This is a genomic window from Micromonospora sp. WMMD961 (assembly GCF_029626145.1).
GTDB lineage: Bacteria > Actinomycetota > Actinomycetes > Mycobacteriales > Micromonosporaceae > Micromonospora.
The window spans coordinates 1,373,210-1,399,019 of the sequence record NZ_JARUBJ010000002.1 but is presented as its reverse complement, the minus strand read 5'-3'; the positions used below and the strand labels follow the sequence as shown (position 1 = coordinate 1,399,019).

The window sequence follows — 25,810 nt, the reverse complement described above, 5'->3', positions numbered from 1 at the left end:
GCGAAACCGGACCCGCGGGCACCGACCGGACGGCCGGACACCGGACACCACCCGGGGGGCCGAGCAGCGGCGGGACCTCCGGTGATTCTCCCATGGAGAGCTGCGCGCCCCACCTCCGCCACCGCCTACGGCCAAGGACCGGCGCACCCCTTCTCCCCTTACCGACCGGGCTCGATCCGACCACCCGCCCACGCGCCGGGCAGCCGCCCCGCACCCACGCCGGCAGCCACGCCGCCGACACGCTCGGGGAGCATGCTCGGCGCGTACCCCGTTCCGGTGGTCCCGGGGCGGCAGGCGACCCAGCGGGCCCGCGTACCCTGAATGGTCGGTGACCTGCCGCCTCGAAGGGGAGACGATGACCAAGCAGCCCGGCCGCGTCCCGGCCGCGGAGTCGGACGACCCGGCGGCCGACGCGGCCAGCCCCAGCAGCCGCCCGCTGCCCGCGCCCGGCGCGGCGGTCCTGGCACTGCTGGCACTCGGGTGGCTGACCGCCATGCTCTGGTCCACGCGGGAGGCCATCACCTCGGCGGCGGCCGGGGTGACCGCGATCAGTCTCTCCGCGTTCGCCCTGCCCGGCGTGATCTCGGCCGCGCTGGTGGCCGGGGCGGCCGTCGCGCTGGCGGCGGGCAACCTGCTGTCCCGGCGGTACGGGGACTGGGCGACCCTGCGCTTCACCGGGGCGATCGGCGGCGGTCTGCTGGTCGGTCTCGGTTCTGCCCTGGCGATCAACCTCACCTACTTCGACACCTCGACCACCAACGTGATCGCCGGCACCACGGCGGCTGCGGCGATCATCGGCGGCGCGGTGGCCGGCGCGCGGACCGCCCCGGCGGTCGGCGCGGTGGTGACCGCCGCGCTGGGCACGCTCGTCTTCGTGGTCGCGTTCAGCCAGGCCCGGGACCCGCTGTTCGACCTCTTCGGGGCCGGCGACAGTCAACAGTCGTTGGTCGACGCGGCCAAGTGGGTGTCCCGCACCGAGTCGCTCGTCGCCGGGCTCTTCGCCGGACTCCTCGCCTACGGTTACCTGACCTGGTCGCGACGCCGAATCCTCCGCCGCGATCCTGCCGCTTCGGCACTGCGCTGGCCGGCGTACCTGCTCGCCGGCGCCGGGCCAGGGCTGTTCCTGCTGCTCGCCGAGGTGATCATCCGGATCGGTGGCCGATCGCTGCTCGATCTGGCCAGCGCGCTCAGCGAGGCGGACGCGGTGGCGCAGACCTCGCTGGGCACCTCACGGGTGGACAACGGCATCTGGGTGCTCTTCGTCGGGGCACTGACCGCGCTCATCGCGTTCGGCCGCACGCTCGGCCCCGCGCACAACGACGACGAACCGGCCGACAGCCCGCAGCCCGTCGCGGACCGGGTCGACGCGGACCGGGTCGACGCGGACCGGGTCGACGCGGACCGGGTCGACGCGGACCGGGTCGACGCGGAGACCGAAGAGCCGGACCTCGCCGAGGCGTTCGACCGGCTCGAGACCGACCCGGCCAAGGCAGACCCGGCGCGCTGACCTGGGTTGACGTCCGGCTTGCCGCAGGTCGGTTGGCACCTCGCGACGCCGTTGCGACGTCCGGCTCAGCTGGCTGCGCGCAGGAGCAGGTCGAGCTCCGTCACGTCGTACCACTCCAGCTCATGGTCCTCGGCGCCGTCGACCGCGAACTGAGCGTCAAGGTCGCCCGCGGCCGCCTCGGCCACCACGTCGGCCGCCGCGGCGACGTCCTCGACCGCGTCCGCCCCATCCACGTGGATGGCCGCGATGGCACCGACCGGCACGGCGTCAGCCAACGTCACCGTGCTGGAACCCAGCTCGCCGTCACCCCGCCCGACCGCGCCCTGCGGCAGGTCGACCGAGACGACGACGCGGCGGCGGGGAGCGCTGGGGTCGGCCCGGAGCAGGTGCAGCGCGTCCTGGGCGGCCCGGGTGAAAGCGACGTACTCCAACTCCTCCTCGTCGCCCTCGGCGTACCACTCGCGCAACGCCGGGGTCACGGCATGCGCCTCGGCGGCGGCCAGCCCCTCGGCACGCAGCCGGGCCAGCATCGGTACGGTCGCCGGCACGTACACCCGGACAAGCTCGTCGGTCACCGGTCGTCTCCCCCGCTTCGTCCACCGCCGGCGGCCGCCGGCACGGGCGCAGATCATGCCGCACGCCGTGACCGTCATACACCCCGCCTCCGGCCGGTGGAAGTTTCCGGCCGGTGTGTCCTGCGCGGTCCGGTCTGCCGCCGGAGCGGTCGGTGCTGGGCGGCGAGGGCTGTCGATGGCAAACTAAACCAAACGACATCAACCCCGGGAGTTCCTGTGGAGCCGAGGTTCCTGCTGCTCTCCGACGTCGCCGCCGAGCTGAACGTGTCGGACTCGCAGGTCTACCACATGGTGCGCAGCGGCGAACTGCCCGCAATCAAGATCGGTGGACGCGGCCAGTGGCGCGTCGAACGCGCGCGTCTGGAGGAGTACATCGCCCGCAAATACCACGAGACAGCAGAGTGGGTGCAGAGCAACCCCCTGATCGACCGCGACCCGGAGTAGACACAGGGCGGCGGCGTTGACCCACTCCAGTTCGCCGAAGTTGGGGTGTCAGGGTCGTAGGAACGCCCCGACTTCGGCGAAGTCGAGTGAATCATCGCCTGCCGACTGGTGAGTCCGCCGCGAGGGCATTGACCGACACCGCTCCGTTATCGAGAATGGGTTGTCGTATGCAAACGAAGGCAAACGCAAGAACCAGGGGGCATGATGAGCGAAGCGCGGCCCAGCCCTTCCCGACCTCCCGTGCGGATGCGCCCCGTCCCACCGGTCGACCCCCCGTACGCCGACGAGGCCGACGACTCGTACTGGCCGGTGCCTACTCACGGCCAGCTCGCCCTCGACCTGTTCGCCTCGACCCGACCGGACCCGGTGCGACCTCCCGAGCGCCGGGCGGCTCTCCGCCCAGTGCGCACACGGTCCGCCACTCACCCGGCCGCGTCGCTACCCCCGGCAACCGCCCCGGAATCCACCCGAGCCGCGCATCGATTCGTGGGCACCTGCCTGGAAGTGATCAACGGCTACCGTTCGCCGGCACAGTTGCGCGCACTGCTCGACCCACCACGAGCTGGTGACCTACTGGCCGAGCTGGCCCGCGCGTCCACCCGAACCGGCGCACCTCGCCGCCGCACGACCCGGCCAGCGGTCCGACTGCTCCGGCTGCGCGTCTGTGAGCCCCGGGAAGCCGCAGTGGAGGCGGCCGCCGTCCTCACCGGCACGGCCGGCCAGAGTTGGGCGATGGCGCTCCGTCTGGAACATCGTCGCGGTCGCTGGCTCTGCACCGCACTACACGTCCTCTGACACACGGCCCCCCGGAGCCGGGTCAGGCCCGGCCCGGCTGGACCGGGCCACGGCCACGGCCACGGGCACGGGCACGGGCGAGCAAGCCTGCCGCGCCCGCGACGTGACCGCGCGGACAGGCCGGTGGCGGTGAGCCGGTGGACGGGTTGGGCGCGAAAAGGGCCGGAGACGACGAACGGGTCCCGGCCTGAATGGCCGGGACCCGTTCGTCAGGTTGCTGTCGGTCAGTTACCGCCGTTGGGGGCACCGTGGCAGCGCTTGTACTTGCGACCCGAGCCACACGGGCACGGCGCGTTGCGGGACGGACCGTTGCTCGCCTCCGCCTGGTTCGGTGCCGGACGACGGGAGCCCGCCGTCGGCAGCGCCGGACCGCGCAGCCCGGACGCGGGCCGCTGCGGAGCGGACGGTGCGGTCTGCCCCGGCGCCGCCGGAGCATTCGGGGCCGGTCGGCCCACGCCGAGCGCCGGAGCCTGCTGCTCGGCCTGCTCCACGGCGACGGCGCCCGGGCTGGCTTCGCCGTCGATGGTGGGGGCGGAGTATTGCAGGCCCTGCCGCCGCGGTGCCTGGTTGAGGCCCTTGGCTCGGATCTCCACCGGCTTGTCGAGCAGCGTGACCTCTTCGGACCCCTCTTCCGGCTCCGGTTCGGTCACCTGGACGTCGACGTTGTAGAGGAAGCCGACCGTCTCCTCCTTGATGCCCTCCATCATGGTGGCGAACATGTCGAAGCCCTCGCGCTGGTATTCCACCACCGGGTCGCGCTGGGCGTACGCCCGGAGGTTGATGCCCTCCTGGAGGTAGTCCATCTCGTAGAGGTGCTCGCGCCACTTCCGGTCGATGACCTGGAGCAGCACCATCCGCTCCAGCTGACGCACGCCCTCGGTGCCGACCTGCTCCTCGCGCCGGTCGTACGCGGCGTTCGCGTCCTCCTTGAGGCGTGCGACCAGGAAGTCGGCGTCCATGCCGGCACGCGAGCCGCCGGCCTCCTCCTCCAACTCCTCGATCGTCACACCGACCGGGTAGAGCTGCTTCAGGCTGGACCAGAGCTGCTCGAGATCCCAGTCCTCGCCGTAGCCCTCGGAGGTGGCTCCCCGCACGTACGCCTCGACAGTGTCGTCGATCATGTTGCGAACCTGGTCGGAGAGGTCTTCGCCGTTGAGCACCCGGAGACGCTCGGCGTAGACGACCTGGCGCTGCTTGTTGAGCACCTCGTCGTACTTGAGGACGTTCTTTCGGATCTCGGCGTTCTGACCCTCGATCTGGGCCTGGGCGCTCTTGATCTGCCGGGTGACCATCTTCGACTCGATGGGCACGTCCTCAGGGATGTTGAAGCGCTCCATCACCGCCTCGACCGCACCGGCCCGGAAGCGTCGCATCAGCTCGTCCTGCAGAGACAGGTAGAAGCGGGACTCGCCCGGGTCACCCTGCCGACCGGCACGACCGCGTAGCTGGTTGTCGATCCGGCGGGACTCGTGCCGCTCGGTGCCCAGCACGTAGAGGCCACCGGCGGCGGCGACCTCGTCCGCTTCGGCGTCACAGGCCTGCTTCCACGTGGGAAGGACCTCCTCCATCGCCTTGGCGTACTCTTCCTCGTTTTCCAACGGGTCCAGGCCGCGCTGGCGCAGCTCGTTCGCGGCGAGGAACTCGGCGTTGCCGCCGAGGAGGATGTCGGTGCCGCGGCCGGCCATGTTGGTGGCGACGGTAACGGCGCCCTTACGCCCGGCCTGGGCGACGATCTCGGCCTCCCGGGCGTGGAACTTGGCGTTCAGCACGTTGTGCGGGATGCCGCGCCGGCGCAGCAACTGGGAGAGGATCTCGGAGTTTTCCACCGAGACGGTGCCGACCAGCACCGGCTGACCCAGCTGGTGCCGCTCGGCGATGTCCTCGATGACGGCGTTGAACTTGGCCTTCTCCGTCTTGTAGATGACGTCCGGCCGGTCCTCGCGGACCATCGGGCGGTGGGTCGGGATGGTCACGACGCCGACCTTGTAGACCTTGTTGAACTCGCCGGCCTCGGTCTGCGCCGTACCGGTCATGCCGGACAGCTTCTCGTAGAGGCGGAAGTAGTTCTGGAGGGTGATGGTGGCCAGGGTCTGGTTCTCCTGCTTGATCTCCACCCCCTCCTTGGCCTCGATCGCCTGGTGCATGCCCTCGTTGTAGCGGCGGCCGTGCAGGATGCGACCGGTGAACTCGTCGACGATCAGGACCTCACCGTCGTTGACGATGTAGTCCTTGTCGCGCTTGTAGAGCTCCTTGGCCTTGATCGCGTTGTTGAGGTAGCCGACCAGCGGCGTGTTGACCGACTCGTACAGGTTGTCGATGCCAAGCCGGTCCTCGACCTTGGCGACACCGCGCTCGGTCACCGCGATGGTGCGCTTGGAGTGGTCGACCTCGTAGTCACCCTCACCGTCGGTGCCGGGCTGGAGCCGGGCCACCACGCCGGCGAACTCGCCGTACCAGCGGGCCGAGTGCTCGGCCGGGCCGGAGATGATCAGCGGGGTGCGGGCCTCGTCGATCAGGATCGAGTCGACCTCGTCGACGACCGCGAAGTTGTGCCCGCGCTGCACCAGCTCGTCCTTCGACCAGGCCATGTTGTCGCGCAGGTAGTCGAAGCCGAACTCGTTGTTGGTGCCGTAGGTGATGTCGCACTCGTACGCGGCACGGTGCTCGGTGGCCGGCCGGTTGGGCAGCACCACACCGACGGTCAGCCCGAGGAACTCGTGCACCCGGCCCATCCACGCGGCGTCGCGCTGGGCGAGGTAGTCGTTGACCGTGATCACGTGCACGCCCTTGCCGGACAGCGCGTTGAGGTAGACGGCCATCACCGAGGTCAGCGTCTTGCCCTCACCGGTCTTCATCTCGGCGATGTTGCCGAAGTGCAGTGCCGCGCCGCCCATCACCTGGACGTCGTACGGACGCTGGCCCAGCACCCGGGCGGACGCCTCGCGGGCCACCGCGAACGCCTCCGGCAGGAGGTCGTCGAGGGTCTCCCCGTCGGCGAGCCTCTCCCGGAACTGTTCGGTCATGCCGGCCAGTTCCTCGTCGCTGAGGTTGACGTAGTCGTCCTCGATCGAGTTGACGGCGGCGGCGATGGCCTTCAGCCGGCGCACCATGCGGCCCTCGCCTGCGCGAAGGACCTTTTCCAGAATCGACACGGATCAACGCTCCCCTAGACGGTCTCGAACCATCGTAGGCGCTCCATCGGCGTGATGGTCACTGGTAGCAGGGGTCTACCGCGGCGAACCCGACATAACTCGCGTAGCAGGTACGCCGGGGACGTTATCCGGTTACGCCGTCGGCGAACGTTGCGGCACGATGCACGAGTGGAGCCCGTGGAGATCATCGAGGACGGCGTGCTGCTGCGACCCTGGCGGGAGGCGGATGCCGAGGCCGTGCACCGGGCCTGCCAGGATCCGGACATCCAGCGCTGGACCACCGTGCCGCGCCCCTATGGACCGGAACACGCTCACGGTTTCGTCACCGAGGTGAGCGGGCGGGCCTGGGCGGAGGGCACCGGAGCGCCGTTCGCGGTCTGCGACCCGGCGACCGGTGATCTGCTCGGGTCGTGCGGGTTGATCTCCATCGACCCGGCCGGCACCGGTGAGATCGGCTACTGGACCGCCCCGTGGGCGCGGGGCCGTGGGGTGATGGTCCGGGCCACCCGAGCGGTGGCCCGCTGGTCCTTCGACGGCCTGGGGCTACGTCGGCTGATCTGGCAGGCCGAGGTGGGCAACCACGCCTCCCGGCTGGTGGCGCTCCGGTCCGGTTTCCGGGTCGACGGGCGGCTGCGGCTGACCCACCCGGCGCTGCCCGGCGCTGCGGACGGCTGGATCGGCTCGTTGCTGCCCGGCGAGGTGCCCGCCCCCGGCTCGACCGGGCCGGCCGGTCCGGGCACCCTGGCCGCCCGGCGGGCCGCCGTCTTCGGCCGCCCGCAGCCTGTCCTGTTCGCCACGGCGGCACCCGGCGAGCTGCGGCTGCGGCAGATGGAGGAGCAGGACCTGGACGACGTGGTGCGCACCTGCCAGGACCCGGAGAGCATCCGCTGGACCACGGTGCCGGACCCGTACGACCGCACCGACGCCCAGGGTTACCTGGCCTACGGCAGGGACGTCTGGGCGCGGGGGGACGCTTCCTGTTTCGTGATCGCCGACCCCGACGACCGGTACGTGGGCACGATCGACCTTCGGCTCTCACCCGGCGACCCGCTGGTGGCGGACGTGGGGTACATGACCGCCCCGGAGGCCCGTGGCCGGGGTTACCTGCCGGCCGCGCTGGTCGCCCTCAGCGCCTGGGGCTTCAGCACGTTGGGCCTGGCCCGGATCGAGTGGCGGGCGAACGTGGGCAACACCTCGTCCCGCCGGGCGGCGGAGAAGGCGGGCTTCACCGTCGAGGGGACCGCCCGGGGCGGGGTGCAGCACCGGGGCGAGCGCGTCGACGTGTGGGTGGGCGCGCTGCTCGCCAAGGACCTGACGTGAGCCTCCGGCAGGTCGTCGAGGCGTACGGGGTGCGGCTGCGGCCGTTCCGCGCCGAGGACACCGCAGACATCGTCGACGGCTTGGCCGACCCGGTCAGCCAACGGTTCATGACCGGCGTGCCAGCGCCGTACACCGAGGTCGACGCCCGTTGGTGGATCGAGGCGGGCGCTCCGGCGGCCTGGACCGGCGGCGGCGCGGCGTACGCCATCGCGGACCCGGCCACGGACCGACTGCTCGGCACGGTGGGGCTGTCCAACCCGGTGCCCGCACGGGGGCAGGCCGAGATCGGCTACTGGGTGTGCCCGGCGGCGCGCGGACGTGGGGTGGCCACAGCGGCGACCCGCGCGCTCGCCGAGCACGCGTTCGGCTCGGGGACGGCTCGACTGGAGCTGCTCACCCACCCGGAGAACACGCCGAGCCAGCGGGTCGCGCTGGCCGCCGGCTTCCGCTACGAGGGGTCGCGCCGGTCCGCCGGTAGCGCCCGCGACGGGGGGCGGCACGACCTGCTGGCCTGGGTACGCCTCGTCGACGATCCGCCCGGCCCGGCCGCCCGACTGCTGCCCGACCTGCCCGACGGGGTGCTCACCGATCAGGTGGTGGCGCTGCGGCGGCTCGCGCCGGGCGACGCTGAGCTGATGCACCGGCTGCACAGCCGACCCGAGGTGGTGGCGAACCAGGCGCCGCCCGTACCGCCGACGCGGGAGGCGATCGAGCGTCGCTGCCGTATGGCGGAGAGCGGATGGCTGACCGGCGAGATCGCCCGGCTGCTGATCACGGACGTGGCCAGCGGGCAGCCGGCGGGCAGCTGCGGGTTGTCGTACACCGATGTGGCCGGCGGCGAGGCGTCGATCGGCTATGCCCTGTTACCCGACTGGCGCGGCCGGGGGTACGCGACGCGGGCGGTCCGGCTGCTCGCGGCCTGGGCGTTCGGCGCGGCCGGCATCGCCCGGCTGGCCGCCGGCACGGTGCCGGACAACAGTGCGTCGCACCGGGTGCTGGAGCGGGCCGGGTTCCACCGGGAGGGCCTACAGCGTGGCCGCCTGCCGGGCCTCGAGGGCACCCGTCTGGACGATCTGACGTTCGCGCTGCTCCCCGGCGATCTGCGCTGAGACCGGATCAGGGAGTTGCGGCGGGACGCCCCCACCACAACTCCCTGATCGACACGGTCAGGGGCCGGTCAGGTGGCGAGGGAGATGATGCCGTAGTCGTAGGCGTGACGCCGGTAGACGACGCTGGGGCGGCCGGACTCCTTGTCCTGGAACAGGTAGAAGTCGTGGCCGACCAGTTCCATCTCGAACAACGCGTCGTCGATCGTCATCGGCTCCGCCGGGTGCACCTTCTCCCGGGCGATGTGCCACGGCTGCTGGTCGTCGTACTCCTCCTCGACCCGCTCCGCGACGGCGGTGCCGCCGCGGGCGCCGTCGGCCGGTGCGCTCAGCGCGGGGGCCACCAGGTCCACGGGGAGGCCCGCGGTGGCCTCGGCGACGGAGATCGGCGCGTGCCGACCCCGGTGTACGCGGCGACGGTCGGCCGCGCGGCGCAGCCGGGTGTCGAGCTTGGCGATGGCCGCGTCGAGGGCGCTGTAGAAGTCGTTCGTGCAGGCTTCGGCCCGAATCACCGGGCCCCGGGAAACGCAGGTGATCTCCACCCGCTGGCAGTGGTCGGCCTGGCGCGGATTGCGCTCGTGAAACAGCTCGACATCGACACGGATAAGCTTGTGGTCGTAGCGTTCGATCTTTGCGAGTTTCTCGGCTACGTGCACCCGGTAATGGTCCGGCACTTCGACGTTTCGGCCCTTGACCACGATGTCCACGTGACCTCCCTTGTTCGGACGGTCTTCGATCCGGCTGACCCGGTCGCGCGCCGTGGGGAGACCCGCTGGCGTCGACCGGTTGGTACGGCTACGCCTCCTCTCACCGCCAGGGGCGGGTGGAAAGACCTCCTACCCCCGACAGCGAAACGCTAACTCCAGTTTGCCCGGCAGTCACCCCATGTTGCCGAGACAGCCCAGGATTTCTCGCAGCTCGTACACCAATGGGTGAAACGGAAACACGATCGGTTACGAGTGGGGTCTTTTCTCGGTCGCCGCGAGCACCGCGGCGACACTCGGTGCCCACCCGGTCGCGGTCAGCACCCGGGCTGCGGCGGCCAGGGTGACGCCGGTGGTGACGATGTCGTCGAGCAGCACCACGACCGGCGTCCCGCTCGTGGCACGCTCCCGGCCGAGCGCGGTGGAACGCGGCCGGAACGCTGCCTCGGCCGCCCTCGCCCGCCCGATGCTGTCCAGGGTGACCGAGTCCGGCCGGGGCAACGCACGCAGCGGACGGTGCACCCGCACCACCCAGCCACTCCGTGTGAGGCGGGCCGCGCAGTGCCGGGCCAACCGGTCCAGGTGATCCCCGTACCGGGACCGGGCCGCCGCCGCGGTGTCCGGGACGGGGACCAGCGCCAGCGGGCGGGCGTCACCGACCGCCGCCGCGACGACCTCCGCGAGCAGCGCGCCGAGCGGACGGGCCAGCCCGTGCCGGCCGTGTTCCTTGTACGCCAGCAGAGCCTCGCGCAGCGGGCCGGCGTACGGGCCGAGCGCGACACAGGGCGGCAGGCCCGGCGGGGCGGGTGTGGGCCGAACCGACCGTGGCCGCAGCGCCTCCAGCGCCGTGACGCAGGCCGGACAGACCCCGTGTCGCAGGCCGGGCCGCCGCTCCCGACAACCTGCGCAGGTGGTGGGCAGTACCAGGTCGGCGAGGTCCGCCCAGAGCCCGCTCACCGGGTCAGTAGAGGAAGAACGGTGCCGACGGGTTGCTCGGGCGGACGCCAGCCGGCACCGAGGGGATGTCCCGCACCCGCTCGGGCTCGATCCGCTCGAACGGACTGCTCCGGTAGGCCACCCCGTTCGCCTCGTACATGTAGGCCCCGCTGGGTGCCCGCACGGTGCGGTTGGTCGGGTACGCCGTCAGGTGGTTGACCTTGGCACCCACGTCGGTCCGTAGGGGTGTCTCCAGGGCACCGTCGACGCTGATCTCGTAGATCGCCTGCTGGCCCGCCGACCCCGCCACCACCAGCCGGTCCTCCCGGCCCCAGTCGACCGCCGTGAGGCCGGTCAGCGAGGTGGCCACCTGCCGGGGCGGCCCGATCGAGACCCCGCCGCCGTCGAGGTTCACCGCGGCGACGTAGAGCTGGCCCCCGGAGATCAGCGCGACCCGCTGGCCGTCCAGTGCGGCGGCAACCGCGCTGACGTCGCCGGAGGGCAGGTTGAGCGGCACCTGGTACATCCGGGCCGCCTCGTCGAACCGGTAGAGCTTCCCGTCCGCGACCACCAGGCCGCGACCGGCCCGGGAGTCGGCGGTACGCAGCCAGACCGGGCGGCTCATCGAGGTGTGCTCGGTGTCGCTGCGGCTGACGACGGTGATCGGCGCGGCACCGGTGCCCACCGACAGACGGTACCGACCGTTGCTGCTGCCCGTGGTGATCATCGCGGCGAGGATCCGCCGGTCCTTGGCCACCGCGAGGCCGGCGGAGACGATGTTGCGGTTGGCCTCGGGTGCCAGCGGCACCGTCCCGCTGAGCTCGCCGTCGAAGTCGAGCGGGTGGATCGCACCCTCGTACACGCCGAACCGCTGCGGGCTGTCGGCGTTCGGGTAGAGCTGTCGGGCGTTTCGCCGCTCGGCCAGGTCCTGCACGGGCTGCGAGTTGTTGCGGATCTTCAACTCCAGCTCGCCCGTCAGGTCACCGAGTGACCAGGCGAGTTGGGTGATCAGCTGGTCGATCCCGTTCCGGTCGTCACCGGACATGTCGAGGTTGACCTCCCACCGGCTGTCCGCGCCGGTGGCGTTGTTGATCAGCTCGGTGCGGTCGGGCAGCCCGACGACACCCGGGCGCAACCAGTCGGAAGGGCCACCGACCAGCCACTTCACCACCTCGTTGACCCGACGCTCGATGGGCACGGCCAGCGGCCGGTAGCGCTGGTCGGGCACCAGGCGGCTGCGGTCGGAACTCCAGAAGTAGATCAACTCGTCCTGGTAGTACCGCTTGAGGGCGGCGTCGCTGAGCAGCAGCACGTTCGGCGGGTCGACGACGTAGAGGCCGGCACGCTCGTCGTTGGCACCGCCGTCGAACGCCGCGCTGCGGAGCCGGAACTCGTACTCCGTCTCGGTCGCGACGGGCGGTGCCAGGACGCCGTTGGCCCGCAGCACACCGATCTGCTGCACGCTGATCTTGACGGTGGTGGTGTTGTCGCTGTTCAGGGTGTAGACCGCCTCGCGCAGCCGGACCACGTTCAGCGCGACCTCGCTGCCCTTCTTGTCCTGCAGGCGAGACTTGGACTCCGGGGCGACGTACGCCTTGACCCGCTCGTAGGCGCGGTCCGGCTCACCTGCGGCGGCGGACAGGAAGTTGCGCACGAACATCTCGTTGTCGCTGCCGCTGGACGGCCGGGTCGGCGGCTCACCGCTGCGCAGGTCGACCACGCCGGCCCCGGTCACGGCGCCACCCTTGCCGTCCACCCGCACGTCGGAGCCGGCCGGGATGCCACAGCCGGCACCCAGCAGCACCACCACACCCAGTGCCCCCAGCAGGGAGGGTCGTCTCATGAGCGCACCTCCGCCCGCTGCTCGCCTCCGGTCGAGGCCGGGCCGGTCACCGACGCCGCACCGCCGCCCGGGCCGGTCGCCGACGCCCCGCCGGGGCCGGTCGCCACGGTGCCGCCGCTGCCGGGGCCGATCGCCAACGCACCACCGGTGCCGGGGCCGATGGCCAGCGGGCCACCGTCGCGAGGTCCGCCGAAGGGCAGCGCGGCATCGGCCGGCACCAGTCGCAGTGGCGAGGTGGTCAGCCGGTCACCGGCGCGGGCCGGCAGCGTGAGCCGGAACTGCGCGCCCTGCCCGGGAGCGCCCCATGCCTCCAGCCAGCCGCCGTGCAGCCGGGCGTCCTCCAGGCTGATCGACAGGCCCAGACCGGTGCCACCGGTCTGCCGGGCCCGGGACGGGTCCGCCCGCCAGAACCGGTTGAACACCAACTTCTCCTCGCCCACCTTCAGTCCCACCCCACGGTCGCGGACGGTGATCGCCACGGCGGTCTCGTCGACGCCGAGGGTGATCAGCACCGGGCGGGCCTCGCCGTGCTCGACGGCGTTGCCGACCAGGTTACGCAGGACCCGCTCGACCCGACGCGGGTCGACCTCGGCGATCACCGGCGCGTTCGGCAGGTCGAGCTCGATCGGGACGCCCACCCGCTCGGCAAGCCCAGACAGCCGGTCGACCACCCGGTGCACCACCGGCACCAGGTCGGTCGGCTCGGAATCCAACATGGCGAAGCCGGCGTCGAAACGACTGATCTCCAACAGGTCGGTGAGCAGCTCCTCGAACCGGTCCAACTCGGCCTGGAGCAGCTCGGCGCTGCGGGCCACCGCAGGGTCGAACTCGTCGCGCTCGGCGAAGATCAGGTCAGCGGCCATCCGGACGGTGGTCAGCGGCGTACGCAGCTCGTGCGAGACGTCGGAGGTGAAGCGGCGCTGCAAACGGGACATCTCCTCCAGGCGCAGGATCTGCCGTTGCAGGTTGGTGGCCATCTGGTTGAACGAGGCGGCGAGCAGGGCGAGGTCGTCCTCGCCGTTGACCACCATCCGTTGGTCGAGCAGGCCGGCGGAGAGCCGCTGGGCGGTCCGCGCGGCGACCCGGACCGGGTTGACCACCAGGCGGGTGACCAGCGCCGCGAGCAGCCCGAGAAGGATCACCAGGGCGACCCCGGTAGCCACCACGGTGGCCCGGGCGTCGGCGGCGGTGACGTCCTGCCGGGTCAACGGCACCAGGTAGTAGATCTCGATCTGGCCGAAGCGGGTGGGCACCGGTGAGCCGTACACCAGGTATTTGGTCGGCTCATCGGTGAGCCGACCGGTGCGGATCTGGCTGGCCACCTTGCCGTCGGCGATCGCGGCCCGCAGCTCGGGGCTGATCAGCGGCCGGACGTTCGCGGCGGGGGCGGTGCGCGTCTGGATCTGGTCGGGATAGCCGTCGGCCGTGATCGCCACCACCACCCCGCTGGTCTGCTGGGGGTCGCCTCCGGCGAGGTAGTTGACCGTGTCGTCGATCGTCTCCTGGAGCTGCGCCTCCTGCGGCTGGCCGTAGAGCGAGACCTGCTTGGTGGCGTAGCTGGCGCCGCTGGTCACCCGTTGCCGGACGTCGCTGCGGGCGTTGTCGAGCAGGATCGTGGTGATCTTGTCGGCGATCAGGAACGCGAAGCCGCCGACCAGCAGACTGGACGCCACCAAGGTGATGGTCACGACCCGGACCTGTAGTGAGCGGCGCCAGGTCTGATGCACCCGGGCCACCACCCGGGCGACCCGGCCGCTCACCGCACGCCAGACCTCCCCGCCGGCGCTGGGCCGGCGGGCAGCGGTGCTCGGGGAGGGTGTGGGCGGCGAGGTCGACACAGTGCGACCAGGCTATCCGGTCCCCGCCTTGTAGCCCACGCCCCGCACGGTGAGGATGATTTCCGGGCGCTCCGGGTCCGGCTCGATCTTGGCGCGCAACCGTTGGACGTGCACGTTGACCAGGCGGGTGTCGGCCGCGTGCCGGTAACCCCAGACCTGCTCCAGCAACACCTCACGGGTGAAGACCTGACGGGGCTTTCGAGCGAGCGCGACCAGCAGGTCGAACTCCAGCGGAGTCAGCTTCACCTCCTCGTCGTTACGACTGACGGTGTGCGCGGGCACGTCGATGGAGATCTGGTTGTCGGGCGGCCCGATCGTCAACATCTCCGGCGCCACGTCCTCGCCCCGGCGTAGTCGGGCCCGCATCCGGGCGACCAGTTCCTTGGGCTTGAACGGCTTGACCACGTAGTCGTCGGCACCGGACTCCAGTCCGAGCACGACGTCCACCGTGTCGCTCTTGGCGGTGAGCATGACAATCGGCACGCCGGACTCCGCCCGAATGGACCGCGCGACGTCGATGCCGCTCATTCCGGGCAGCATGAGGTCGAGCAGCACGATATCGGGACGACTATCGCGAAATGCCGCCAACGCCCGCTCGCCGTCGGCTACGAACGAGGGCTGGAAACCCTCGCTGCGCAGCACGATGCCGAGCATCTCAGCGAGCGCGGGGTCGTCGTCGACCACCAGTACGCGGGCTCTCATGGGATTAATATTGCATCCTCAGTCAGTTCGGTGGGACCGGCGTCTGCCTGGCTGACACCATGATCCCCCTTCGGCGCGGCCCGGCGCCACCGCAGCTCCGACCGTTTCCGTTGTCGCCATCCGGACGACGGTCAACCGAAGAGCGCACGCCCCCAGTGGTCCCCGCCGTCGCGTACCCCGGGTGGGCAGGCGAACACACCGCTGGAGACGTGCCGCAGATATTCGTTCATCACGTCGTGCCGGGCCAACTGGGTCTGGATCGGCACGAACTGGCGGCGCGGATCGCGCTGGTACGCGATGAAGAACAGCCCCGCGTCGAGCCGTCCGAGGCCGTCCGAGCCGTCGACGAAGTTGTAACCCCGGCGGAGCAACTGCGCGCCGCCGTTGCGGCTCGGATGGGCCAGCGTGACGTGGGCGTGCTCGGCGATCACCGGTTTGCCGTCCGTGCCGCGCGCCGCGAAGTCCGGCTCGTCGAACTCGTCGGTCCGGCCGAGTGGGGCCCCGCTGCCCTTGCTCCGCCCGACGATCTCCTCCTGCTCGGCCAGCGAGGTGCGGTCCCAGGTCTCCACCAGCATCCGGATCTTGCGAGTGACCAGGTACGAGCCCCCGGTCATCCAGTCCGGCCCGTCGCCCGGCTGCACCCACAACTGGTCGCGGAGCAGGTCGGTGTCCTCGGCCTTGAGGTTGGCAGTTCCGTCCTTGAAGCCGAACAGGTTGCGGGCGGTGGCCTGGTCCCGGGAGGTCGACGAGGTACGGCCGAAGCCGAGCTGCGACCAGCGGACGCTCACCACGCCCATGCCGAGCCGGGCCAGGTTGCGGATCGCGTGCACGGCCACCTGCGGATCGTTGGCGCACGCCTGCACGCAGAGGTCACCGCCGGAGAGCTGTGGCTGCAACGCGTCGCCCGGGAACTTCGGTAGCTCGGCCAGGGCTGCGGGCCGCCGGTCGGCGATGCCGAAGCGGTCTCGACCGTCGGCGTCGCGGAACAGCGTCGGCCCGAAGCCGATGGTCAGGGTGAGCTGCGAGGGGGGCAGACCGAGCGCCTCACCGGTGTCGTCCGGTGGGGCCTCCGGCATCCCCCCGACCGCGCCGAGCACCCCGGCGTCCCGGCCCGCGGTCATCCGGGCAGCGGCGGCCGTCCACTCTTCGAGCAGCTCGACCAGCCGGGCCCGGTCCTTGGTGATCACGTCGAAGGCGACGAAGTGCAGCCGGTCCTGGGCCGGGGTGACGATGCCGGCCTGGTGCTCACCGTGGAACGGCACCGCCCCGGCCGGGTGGTCGCTCGCCACGGCCGGGCCGTGCGAGCCGTTCACCATCGCTCCCACGCCGACCGCCGCCCCGGCGACCCCGGCGACCCCGGCGCCGGCCAACGTGATCGCTCGCCGCCGGGTCAGCCCACTCCCGCTCATCTGCACTCCTGAGGTCCGGTCACTTCGCGACGGCCGCGGCGACCTTGCTGATCGGCTCGGCGAGCGCGTTGATCCCGTCGGACAGCTCCTTGAGCTCGGTCTTGCCCAACGCCGTGTGCAGCTTCCACCCGTCGCCGTCGCGGTGCTTGCCGAGCAGCGCCTCCACGTTGGCGAACTCGGTGTCGAGCTGCGTGACCAGTTCCGGGGCACGCTGTTGCAGCGCCGGCCGGAGGGCCGACACGGCGGCCTTCGAACCCTCCAGGTTGGCGGCGAAGTCCCACAGGTCGGTGTGCGAGTAGCGGTCCTCCTCGCCGGTGATCTTGCCGCTGGCCACCTCGTCGAGCAGTTCCTTGGCACCGTTGGCGAGCTGGAGCGGGGAGAGCTTCTCGGCGTTGGCCTTGGCCACGATCTCCTTCACGTCGACCAGCAGCCGGTCGGCGATCGGGCCGTCCTTGCTGATGTCGCCGGACTGCCAGAGGTCCTTCTCGATCCGGTGGAAGCCGGTGAACTCCATCCCCTCCTCGATGACCTCCTCGCGGCCGTCGATCTTGGGGTCGAGGTCGCCGAAAATCTCGGCCACCGGCTCGATCCGCTCCCAGTAGGTGCGGGCGACCGGGTAGAGCGCCTTGGACCTCGCGACGTCACCGGCCTTGACCGCGCCGACGAACTCCTCGGTCTTGGCGAGAAGCGCTGTGGTCTGGCTCTTGACGTAGCGCTGGTAGTTGTCGGTGGCGTCACCCAACGCGGCGTCGGCGGTGAGCGGCTGGGCGGACCCGCTGACCTTGAGCGCCCCCCGGATGCCCTTGCCGCTCATCCCCGGCTTGCAGGCCGTCTGGTACGTGCCGGCAGGCAGCTCGACGTGCAGCTCACGGCTCAGCCCGGGGGCGATGTTCTCCACCTCGCCCATCACCCGGTCGCCGTCGGCGTACACGTAGAACTCGGTCACCTTCGCACCGGAGTTGGTGATCTTGAAAGTGGCGGTGCCGGCGCCCAGGTCGGTGGTGCCGACCTCACAGGCGGTGTCGCTGGCCTTGACCACGATCGGGCCGCCGACCCCGGCCTGGTCACCCTTGTCGGCGTCGGAGCAGGCGGCCAGACCGGCCGTCGCCAGCACGCCGGCGGCGGCCAGCGCGAAGAACTGGGTGGTACGCATCTGAGCTGTCTCTCCTCGTGGGGTCAGGCCCGCTGCGGCGTGGACGCCGGCTCGGCCTCAGCCTCGGTGCCGGTGTCGGCCCCGCGCTCGGTGACGGTGGTGGTGGGCGCGGCGGGTGCCGGCTTGCGCCGGGCCGGCCGCAGGAAGAGCAGAAGAACCGGTACGGCGTACGCGACCCAGGCGATCGTCTCCAGCACGGTGGGCGCGGGAGTCACGTTGAACATGCCGGCGAGCAGCGCGGCGTACCAGGTGGTCGGGTCGAGCACGCTGGTGATGTCGAAGGCCAGGTCGTTCAGGCCGGGCAGGACACCGGCCTCCTGGAAGTCGTGCACCCCGTACTTGAGGATGCCGGCGGCGACCAGGATCAGCAGCGCGCCGGTCCAGGTGAAGAACTTGCTGAGGTTGATTCGCAGGGCGCTGGCGTAGAGCAGTACACCGAGCACCACGGCGGTGACGATGCCGCCGACCAGGGCGAGCAGTGGCCCGCTGTCCCCGGCCGCGCCCTGGGCGGCCGAATAGAAGATCAACGCGGTCTCCAGGCCCTCGCGGATCACCGCGAGGAAGGCCATGCCGGCGACGGCGAGGGACCCGACGGCCAGCGCCTCGGTGAGCTTGCCCCGCAGCTCCCCGGCGATGGTCCGGGCGGCCCGGCGCATCCAGAAGATCATCCAGGTGACGAAGACCACGGCGGCGACCGAGGTGACCGCCTCGAACAGCTCACGGTCCTCGGATCGGGACAGCAGCGAGGTCGACGTGTACTCGATCAGCCAGCCGAAGAGCACCGAGAGCGCCACGGCCAGGCCGACGCCCGCCCAGACCTGGGGCAACCGGTCCCGGCGCTGCGACTTCACCAGGAAGGCGACCAGGATGCTGACCACCAGGGTGGCTTCCAGCCCTTCCCGCAGGCCGATCAGGTAGGTGGCGAACATCCGTTACTCCGGTAGCTAAGGTTTGGCTCAATTAAGTAAGGGCAGGCAAACCTTGCTCCTGGTCGGGCCGGGCGTCAAGTCGTTCATGGCAACCTCACTCTTCGCCGCGCAGGGCAGCTCGGGTGGCCACCCGCACCGAGGTCGATATGGTGGCCTGAGCCACTGCGACGGGGGCCAGATGACCGACGAATTCGACACAGCCGACTTCGGCCGGCAGTTCCAGCAGTTCATGCGGGCGATGTCCCGACTCGCGCCGGCCCCGCCACCCGGGCCCCTGTTCGATCGACTGGAACGTCATCTGGGTCGGACTCCGCTCGACATGCCCGTGGTGACGGCGACCTTCCCGCCGCACGAGCACGCCAACGTGGCGATCGCCCTGGATGCGCTCACCTCCGCCAGGAGCGAGCCGGTCGCGCTGATCGGGGTGCGAAGCCCTGGCCGCGAGTACGCCGGCCTGGGTGACATCGTGGACGGCGCCGCACGGCACCAGTACGGACTGGGCGCCGCCGATTACCAGAGCCTGCCGGTCGACGTGGACGGGCAGCGCAGCTGCGTCTCCTTCGGGATCTTCCTGACGACGGCGGGCGATCACCCGGTAGCGGTGCTGTTGCGCGAGGGCAACCGACGCACCGGAAAACCCCGCGTCCTGGTCGAGGTCCTGGCCCCCGAGCCCGACGTCGGCCAGGACCTGCTCGCCGAGTTGCGGGCGTACCTCGATCGCGACAACATCTACCAGGGACACCTGATCTCGTTCGACACGGCTCGGGACGGGGAGCCGACCGGGTCCGTCCGGTTCCACCGGCGCCAGGTGGTGCCCGCCGCGTCCGTCGTCCTGCCGGACGGCGCCCTCGCCTCGCTCGACCGACAGGTGCACGGAATCGAGGAGCACCGGTTGGCGCTGCTCGCCGCCGGGCATCGCCTCCGGCGCGGAGTGCTGCTGCACGGTCCACCCGGCACCGGCAAGACGCTCGTCGTCCGCCACCTGCTCTCGCGCCTGCCCGGTCACACCGCCGTCGTCCTCAGCGGTCGGCAACTCGACCTGGTCCGGGCGGCGTGTGACCTCGCCCGTAGGGCGGCACCCTCGGTGGTGGTGCTCGAAGACGTCGACCTAGTCGCCCAGGATCGGCGGTCCGGCGAGCGCAACCCGGTCCTCTTCGACATCCTCGACGAGATGGACGGCACCGCGGAGGACGCCGACCTGACCTTCGTGCTCACGACCAACCATCCCGGCGCACTGGAGGACGCCCTGGCACGCCGGCCCGGACGCATCGACCTGGCGATCCAGGTGCCCCTGCCCGACGCGGACAGCCGCCACCGGCTGCTGGCCGTGCACGGGAGCAGTCTCGAACTCTCCGAGACCGAACGCGCCGAGGTGGTGGCAATGACCGCCGGGGCGACGGGAGCATTCTTCCCGGAATTGGCCCGCCGCGCCACTGTGACGGCGCTGAATGACGGCCTTCCGAGGGCGCGGTATCCGCAGGTCCGGCGGGCGGCGGTGGACATGTTCTCGCACCAGCTCTCAGCTGATTACAGAGATTGACATCGATCAGCACTGGGCCGAAAACAGCGTGATGCTACGCACCTGGCTCGCCGTCCGGGTCACCGGCGATGACAGGATCCTCGAGCGTACGCCGCCCCAGGTGTGGGACAGGGTCCGCGAGGTGCTCGCTCGCGAACCACGTCAGCAGGCGTCATGGGCGCGAGACCGCTACGAGGTCGTCGGTGACAAGAGCTGTGCGCAGTAGCGACCTGGGTCGGTATCTCCGCGCCAGGCGAATGGGCCGGGCGGTCCCCCTGCTGGGGTTACTGGCTGCGGCAGTGGCGCTCGTCGGCCGGCAGACGGTCTACTTCCCGTCCTCAGCAACCCCGGGCGCAAGGTGCGGAGGCGCCGGGCCGCATCGTCTCGTCACCGCGAGTCGACGCTCCGGGCCGGGCGTTCGCCCGGCCCGGAATCGTCGATCAGTAGCGGTAGTGATCCGGCTTGAACGGACCCTCCTGAGAAACCCCCAGGTACGCGGCCTGCTCCTTGGTCAGCGTGCTCAGCTTGGCGCCGAGCGCGCCCAGGTGCAGCCGGGCCACCTTCTCGTCCAGGTGCTTGGGCAGCACGTAGACGCCGATCGGGTAGTCCTCGGTCTTGGTGAACAGCTCGATCTGGGCGATCGTCTGGTTGGAGAACGAGTTCGACATCACGAAGCTCGGGTGACCGGTGGCGTTGCCCAGGTTCAACAGGCGGCCCTCGGAGAGCACGATGATGGCGTGACCGTCGGCGAAGCGCCACAGGTCGACCTGCGGCTTGATGTTGATCCGCTCCACGTCGGAACGCTTGGCCAGACCGGCCATGTCGATCTCGTTGTCGAAGTGGCCGATGTTGCCGACGATGGCCTGGTGCTTCATCCGGGCCATGTGCTCGTTGGTGATGACGTCGAAGCAGCCGGTGGCGGTGATGAAGATGTCCGCCTGCTCGACCACGTCGTCCAGGGTGGCGACCTGGTAGCCGTCCATCGCGGCCTGCAACGCGCAGATCGGGTCGATCTCGGTCACCACGACCCGGGCGCCCTGACCGCGCAGCGACTCGGCGCAGCCCTTGCCCACGTCGCCGTAGCCCATCACGACGGCCATCTTGCCGCCGATCAGCACGTCGGTGGCCCGGTTGATGCCGTCGATGAGTGAGTGCCGGCAGCCGTACTTGTTGTCGAACTTGCTCTTGGTCACCGAGTCGTTGACGTTGATGGCCGGGAAGAGCAGGGTGCCCGCGCGGTGCATCTCGTAGAGCCGGTGCACGCCGGTGGTGGTCTCCTCGGTCACGCCCTTGATGCCGGCGGAGATCCGGGTCCAGCGCTGGCCGTCCTCGGCCAGCGAGCGGTGCAGCAGTTCGAGGATGACCGCGTACTCCTCGGAGTCGGCCGACTCGACCGGCGGGACCGCCCCGGCCTTCTCGAACTCGGCGCCCTTGTGCACCAGCAGGGTGGCGTCGCCGCCGTCGTCGAGGATCATGTTCGGGCCCTGCCCGTCCGGCCAGGCGAGCACCTGCTCGGTGCACCACCAGTACTCCGGGAGGGTCTCGCCCTTCCACGCGTACACCGGCACGCCGGCGGGGGCCTCGGGGGTGCCGTTCGGGCCGACGACGATCGCCGCGGCAGCGTGGTCCTGGGTGGAGAAGATGTTGCAGGACGCCCAGCGCACCTGCGCACCGAGCGCGACCAGCGTCTCGATCAAAACCGCGGTCTGGATGGTCATGTGCAGCGAGCCGGTGATCCGCGCGCCGGCGAGGGGCTGCGCCTCGGCGAACTCCCGGCGAATCGCCATCAGGCCGGGCATCTCGTGCTCGGCGAGTTGGATTTCCTTACGCCCGAACTCGGCGAGCGAAAGATCCGCCACCTTGAAGTCGCCGTCGGCGAGCGTGCTCGGCCGGGCCTCGGACGGCGTACCGCTGGCGGCGGCCGGGAGGGTGCTGGTCATGAAAGCTCCTGTCGAACGATGTCTGCGCCGACCCTCCACCTTACGCGCGTTGGTGACGGGTATCCGGGGGACCGGCCGCGGACAGCGCACGGGGCGGTCGGTGGTGGACGGTTTCCCGTCCACGTCCCGCCCGCCCCGCACATCCCCCCGGTTTGGTTCCCCGCACGTTCTCGGACCGTCGTCGCGATAACGCTGCGTACTCATAGAGTCACACTCAGGCAGAACCGCGTCAAGCTATTCCGGAAAAGTCGGACTTGTGTCGCGGCGCTGGCAGGCTTCAGCTCAACCCCGACGTCGCCACGTACGCATCCCCGACGCCGCTGATCCGTAGCGGCTCACCGGCGGCCGTACCGATCGCCGCCTGGCCGGACACGAGCGTCACCGTGCCGGCGCCATCGTCCACGGTGATCGAACCGCCGCCGCAGAGCACCACCCGTGGACCGGGCAGTGGCAGCGTGACGGAGGGCACCACCGCGTCGACGCGCACGTGGTGCAGCGCGAAGTCGTCCACCGGCACCGGCCACCACTCAACACCCGGGCCCACCGGCTGCGCGGCACGCACCGGATCGTCGAGCACCTCGAAACGCAGCACCCGCAGCAACTCGTCGACGTCCACCCGCTTCGGGGTCAGGCCACCGCGCAACACGTTGTCGCTGGCCGCCATGATCTCCACACCACAGCCGCTCAGGTAGGCGTGCAGGTTGCCGGCCGGCATCCAGATCCCTTCCCCCGGCATCAGCCGCACGTGGTGCAACAACAGCGCCACCAGCGCGCCAGGGTCGGCCGGGTACGCCTCGGCCAAGCGGTGGACCAGTTCCGCGTCCGGGCCGTCGGCCGACGACGCCAGCACAGAGCCCACCAACGCGTCACGCTCGGCGGCCGGCCAGCCGAGCAGCGTCCGCACCGCCGTCCGTAGCCCCGCCGGCCCGGTCCGCAACGCGGCGACCACCGGCTCCAACTCCGGTACGCCGAACGCGGCGAGCGCCTCGGCCGACTCCGCCGGATCCCGGAAACCGCAGAGCGCCTCGAACGGGGTGAGCGCGACCAGCAACTCCGGCTTGTGGTGCGGGTCGGAGTAGTTGCGCTCCCCCTCGGGGCGCCCCTCCTGCGCCGCGTAGCCGACCCGCGCCTGTTCGGCGTCCGGATGCGCCTGAAGGCTCAGCGGAGCCTCGGCGGCGAGGACCTTGAGCAGGAACGGCAACCGGTTGCCGAACCGCTCGGACACCCGCTGGCCGAGCCACTGGCCCGGCTCGTCGCGCACCAGGTCACAGAGGCTCACCCGCAGTCCGGCACGGGCCACGCTGGCCGGGGCGCCCGGGTGGGCGCCCAACCACAGCTCCGCCTCCGGTCCCTCGCTGGGCACCGGCCGCCCCTGCAGGAGCGCGATGGCAGAGCGCGACCCCCAGGCGTAGTCGCGGATCGGTCCGTACAGTGGCTCCACCCGTCAGCCCCCGGCCGCCTCGCCGGAGGCACCCTCTGCCTGCGGCACGGCGGTGTCGGCGGCAGCGCCGGTGCCGGCGCTGGCCGCGGCGACGCTGTAGACGTCCGGTTCCAGGTAGATCACCCGGGCGATCGGCACCGCCGCGCGGATCCGCGCCTCCACGGCGTTGATACCGCGCGCCAGGTCGTGGGCGCTCTCCTGCTCCGGCACAGCGATCTTGGCAGCCACCATCAGCTCTTCCGGCCCCAGGTAGAGCGTCTTCATGTGAATGATCCGCTCCACCTCGGGGCCTTCGGTGACGGCTCGCTCGATGGCCGCCAGCTCGGACGCCTCGGCCCCCTCACCGAGCAACAAACTCTTCGTCTCGATGGCCAGCACGACCGCGATGACCACCAGCAGGATTCCGATCATCGCGGTGCCGGCGGCGTCCCACTCACCGTTCCCGGTGATCAGCGTCATCGTGACGCCGAAGAGCGCGAACACCAGACCGACCAGCGCGCCGAAGTCCTCCAGCAACACGACCGGCAGCTCCGGTGCCTTGGCCCGGCGGATGAAGCGCACCCAGGACTGGCTGCCCCGGACGTGGTTGGACTCCTTGATGGCGGTCCGGAAGGAGAACGACTCCATGATGATCGCCGCCACCAGCACGGCCACCGGCAACCACTGCCAGGACTCGATGCCCCCCTTGTGATGCCACTTGTGGTACGCCTCGTACAGGGCGAACAGGCCACCGATGCTGAACAGCACGATGGACACGATGAACGCGTAGATGTAGCGCTCCCGGCCGTACCCGAACGGGTGCTCCGGGGTGGCCGCCCGCTTCGCCCGCTTACCGCCGAGCAGCAGCAGGCCCTGGTTGCCGGAGTCGGCGACCGAGTGGACCGCCTCGGCCAACATCGACGACGAGCCGGAGAGCAGGAACGCGACGAACTTGGTGACGGCGATGCCGACGTTGGCCAGGAGGGCGGCGACAATCGCTTTCGTCCCACCGTTGGCGCTCATGCCACCGCTCCGCTTCGCCGCGCGAAGCCGACCGGTCGGCGCACGCCGCGCCGCCCCCTACGTCCGTTCACTGGTTCGACAGCTCCTTCATCTCGGTGATGGCCGGCACGGCCATCGGGTCCAGCCCGTGGGCCAGGGCAAGGTAGATCGAGGCGAAATCCGGGACCGCGATCAGCGAGGCGAGGCGCTCCAGCGCGGAGCCACCCTCGGCGGTCACCACGTCGCACCGCACACCGCGGCGCTCGGCGAGGGTCTGCACCGCGTCCGCACGGCGCTCCTCGACGGCGAAGGGTTCGTCGGTGTCGTCCTCGGCGTTGAGCCCGCCGTCACGCAGCAGCACCAACCGCAGCCGGGTGCCCTCGCCGTCGTCCTCGGCCGGGTCGGCGAAGATGTCGCGCTCCCCCTCGGCCAGGCCACCGAAGACGCCGTCGAGCAACCCGACCCGGCCCCGACCGGCCTCGCCGAGCGCTCCGGTGACCACCGGGTAGCGGGCGTTGGCGGACAGGGTGTCGCCGAACCGGCGGGCGGCCACAGTCGCCAGCGGGGACGAGCCCCAGACGATCGGGATCGAGCCGGCCAGGCCCAGGGCCAGCGACTTGGCCGGGTTGACGAACGACTCCGCGGCGGACCGGCAGCGGTCGGCGTCCGCGTCGAGCCGGGCCGCGGTCTCCGCGAGGTCCGCCTCGTTGACCTTCACGAGCCCGAGAGAACGCGCGGCGAGCAGGACCGGAACGGTGAGCGCCCAGAGGCTGGCTCGCGCCGGGGCACGCCGGGGCACCGGGATGAACGGCGCCCGGGCCTGCTCGGCGATCGACTGCAACTGCGAGTCGGGAGCGCCCACGGCGACCAGTCGGGCACCGCGCCGGTGCGCGGCCTCCGCCGCGCCGAGCGCCTCCGGGCTACGACCGGACGCACTCACCGCGATCACCACGTCGGCCGCACCCACCCAGCCGGGTACGCCGGCGCTGCGGTGCGCGATGACCGGAACCGGGCAGCGAGGCCCGGCGACAGTGGCCAGCACGTCCCCGGTACGCCCCGCCGTGCCGATGCCGGCGATGACGACGGCTCGGGGTCGCCCGTCGTCGGCGAGGACCGACAGGTTCGCCTCGGCAGCCAGCGCGGCGCTCTCGCGGACCTGCGCGCCGGCCGACGCCGTGTGCCGGAGCATGCCGCCCGGGTCGTGCTCGGCCAGCGCGTCCGGGTTGTCGAGCAGGGCCTCGTCGGCGTCGCGGCGTCCGCTGACCCCGGCCGTACCGTCGATCATGAGGGCTGCCCAGGGCCGCCGCGTGCCTCGTCGAGCAGCAGCACCGGCACGTCGTCGCGGACCTCGAAGATCCGGCCGCACTCCGTGCAGGTCAACGTCTGCGCCTCGGCATCGTAGCTGAGCGGGGCGTGGTGCGTGTCCGGACAGGCGAGAATCTCGAGCAACTGCGGATCCAGGGCCATGGCACGGCTCCTTCCACGTGTGCGGCTTCACCGGCGGCGGTGCCGACCG

General features: G+C 71.1%; 21 protein-coding genes. 6 read left to right on the top strand and 15 right to left on the bottom strand.

All coding sequences use genetic code 11. From position 1 onward, the window contains the following. Positions 1 to 355: 355 nt before the first annotated feature. Positions 356 to 1,507: a hypothetical protein gene (locus O7614_RS06730; protein WP_347404338.1), complete on the top strand. Its 1,152-nt coding sequence runs from the start codon at positions 356 to 358 to the stop codon at positions 1,505 to 1,507. A gap of 65 nt (positions 1,508 to 1,572) precedes the next feature. Here the strand turns inward: O7614_RS06730 and O7614_RS06725 are convergent, their stop codons facing one another. After that, on the bottom strand, positions 1,573 to 2,082 hold the full coding sequence (locus tag O7614_RS06725) for a hypothetical protein (RefSeq protein ID WP_278137607.1): 510 nt from the start codon (positions 2,080 to 2,082) through the stop codon (positions 1,573 to 1,575). Between the two features lie 216 nt (positions 2,083 to 2,298). Between O7614_RS06725 and O7614_RS06720 the strand changes: the two genes are divergently transcribed. Beyond that, the gene (locus O7614_RS06720) at positions 2,299 to 2,526 is read left to right on the top strand and encodes a helix-turn-helix domain-containing protein (RefSeq protein ID WP_278137606.1); all 228 of its coding nucleotides are present in this window, start codon (positions 2,299 to 2,301) and stop codon (positions 2,524 to 2,526) included. 201 nt (positions 2,527 to 2,727) lie between these two features. Next, entirely contained in the window at positions 2,728 to 3,321 is a 594-nt protein-coding gene (locus O7614_RS06715) for an Rv3235 family protein (RefSeq protein WP_278137605.1), read from the top strand. Between the two features lie 224 nt (positions 3,322 to 3,545). Here O7614_RS06715 and secA read toward each other — a convergent pair whose 3' ends face one another. Next, the gene (gene secA / locus O7614_RS06710; protein WP_278137604.1) at positions 3,546 to 6,473 is read right to left on the bottom strand and encodes a preprotein translocase subunit SecA; all 2,928 of its coding nucleotides are present in this window, start codon (positions 6,471 to 6,473) and stop codon (positions 3,546 to 3,548) included. Between the two features lie 168 nt (positions 6,474 to 6,641). Here secA and O7614_RS06705 point away from each other — a divergent pair, with 168 nt between their 5' ends. Together O7614_RS06705 and O7614_RS06700 are read left to right on the top strand one after the other, a co-directional pair. After that, the gene (locus tag O7614_RS06705; RefSeq protein ID WP_278137603.1) at positions 6,642 to 7,793 is read left to right on the top strand and encodes a GNAT family N-acetyltransferase; all 1,152 of its coding nucleotides are present in this window, start codon (positions 6,642 to 6,644) and stop codon (positions 7,791 to 7,793) included. Beyond that, positions 7,790 to 8,902 (top strand): GNAT family N-acetyltransferase, encoded by a 1,113-nt coding sequence (locus O7614_RS06700; RefSeq protein ID WP_278137602.1) that lies wholly within the window; start codon positions 7,790 to 7,792, stop codon positions 8,900 to 8,902. The genes O7614_RS06705 and O7614_RS06700 overlap by 4 nt, the downstream gene beginning before the upstream one ends. A 68-nt stretch (positions 8,903 to 8,970) precedes the next feature. Here O7614_RS06700 and raiA read toward each other — a convergent pair whose 3' ends face one another. The 8 genes from raiA to efeU form a co-directional block, all read right to left on the bottom strand. Beyond that, a complete protein-coding gene (gene raiA, locus O7614_RS06695) occupies positions 8,971 to 9,606 on the bottom strand; it encodes a ribosome-associated translation inhibitor RaiA (protein WP_278137601.1) in 636 nt (211 codons plus the stop codon). A gap of 246 nt (positions 9,607 to 9,852) precedes the next feature. Further along, positions 9,853 to 10,560, bottom strand: a complete 708-nt coding sequence (locus O7614_RS06690; RefSeq protein WP_278137600.1) for a ComF family protein — start codon at positions 10,558 to 10,560, stop codon at positions 9,853 to 9,855. Positions 10,561 to 10,564: 4 nt separating this feature from the next. Next, complete coding sequence (locus O7614_RS06685; RefSeq protein WP_278137599.1) at positions 10,565 to 12,382, bottom strand: LpqB family beta-propeller domain-containing protein; 1,818 nt, start codon at positions 12,380 to 12,382, stop codon at positions 10,565 to 10,567. Beyond that, the gene (gene mtrB, locus O7614_RS06680) at positions 12,379 to 14,220 is read right to left on the bottom strand and encodes an MtrAB system histidine kinase MtrB (protein WP_278137598.1); all 1,842 of its coding nucleotides are present in this window, start codon (positions 14,218 to 14,220) and stop codon (positions 12,379 to 12,381) included. The genes O7614_RS06685 and mtrB overlap by 4 nt, the downstream gene beginning before the upstream one ends. Before the next feature lie 12 nt (positions 14,221 to 14,232). After that, positions 14,233 to 14,922, bottom strand: coding sequence for an MtrAB system response regulator MtrA (gene mtrA / locus O7614_RS06675; RefSeq protein ID WP_278137597.1), 690 nt, complete (start codon positions 14,920 to 14,922; stop codon positions 14,233 to 14,235). 131 nt (positions 14,923 to 15,053) lie between these two features. Further along, entirely contained in the window at positions 15,054 to 16,331 is a 1,278-nt protein-coding gene (efeB, locus tag O7614_RS06670) for an iron uptake transporter deferrochelatase/peroxidase subunit (RefSeq protein WP_278137596.1), read from the bottom strand. Between the two features lie 19 nt (positions 16,332 to 16,350). Further along, on the bottom strand, positions 16,351 to 17,484 hold the full coding sequence (gene efeO / locus O7614_RS06665; RefSeq protein ID WP_278137595.1) for an iron uptake system protein EfeO: 1,134 nt from the start codon (positions 17,482 to 17,484) through the stop codon (positions 16,351 to 16,353). A 23-nt stretch (positions 17,485 to 17,507) separates the two neighbouring features. Next, on the bottom strand, positions 17,508 to 18,413 hold the full coding sequence (gene efeU, locus O7614_RS06660; RefSeq protein ID WP_278137594.1) for an iron uptake transporter permease EfeU: 906 nt from the start codon (positions 18,411 to 18,413) through the stop codon (positions 17,508 to 17,510). Between the two features lie 178 nt (positions 18,414 to 18,591). Here efeU and O7614_RS06655 point away from each other — a divergent pair, with 178 nt between their 5' ends. Further along, entirely contained in the window at positions 18,592 to 19,953 is a 1,362-nt protein-coding gene (locus O7614_RS06655) for an AAA family ATPase (protein WP_278137593.1), read from the top strand. A 419-nt stretch (positions 19,954 to 20,372) separates the two neighbouring features. Here the strand turns inward: O7614_RS06655 and ahcY are convergent, their stop codons facing one another. The 5 genes from ahcY to O7614_RS06630 all read right to left on the bottom strand — a co-directional run bounded on the left by ahcY (position 20,373) and on the right by O7614_RS06630 (position 25,761). Next, positions 20,373 to 21,872, bottom strand: a complete 1,500-nt coding sequence (ahcY, locus tag O7614_RS06650; RefSeq protein WP_278137592.1) for an adenosylhomocysteinase — start codon at positions 21,870 to 21,872, stop codon at positions 20,373 to 20,375. A gap of 277 nt (positions 21,873 to 22,149) precedes the next feature. After that, positions 22,150 to 23,313 (bottom strand): mannose-6-phosphate isomerase, class I, encoded by a 1,164-nt coding sequence (manA, locus tag O7614_RS06645; protein WP_278137591.1) that lies wholly within the window; start codon positions 23,311 to 23,313, stop codon positions 22,150 to 22,152. A 3-nt stretch (positions 23,314 to 23,316) separates the two neighbouring features. Then, on the bottom strand, positions 23,317 to 24,315 hold the full coding sequence (locus tag O7614_RS06640) for a cation diffusion facilitator family transporter (protein WP_278137590.1): 999 nt from the start codon (positions 24,313 to 24,315) through the stop codon (positions 23,317 to 23,319). A gap of 67 nt (positions 24,316 to 24,382) precedes the next feature. Beyond that, positions 24,383 to 25,579 carry an SIS domain-containing protein gene (locus tag O7614_RS06635; protein ID WP_278137589.1) on the bottom strand — a complete coding sequence of 399 codons (1,197 nt, stop codon included), beginning with the start codon at positions 25,577 to 25,579 and terminating at the stop codon, positions 24,383 to 24,385. Then, on the bottom strand, positions 25,576 to 25,761 hold the full coding sequence (locus O7614_RS06630) for a Trm112 family protein (protein ID WP_030331539.1): 186 nt from the start codon (positions 25,759 to 25,761) through the stop codon (positions 25,576 to 25,578). Before O7614_RS06630 ends, O7614_RS06635 begins: the two co-directional genes overlap by 4 nt. Positions 25,762 to 25,810 lie beyond the last annotated feature (49 nt).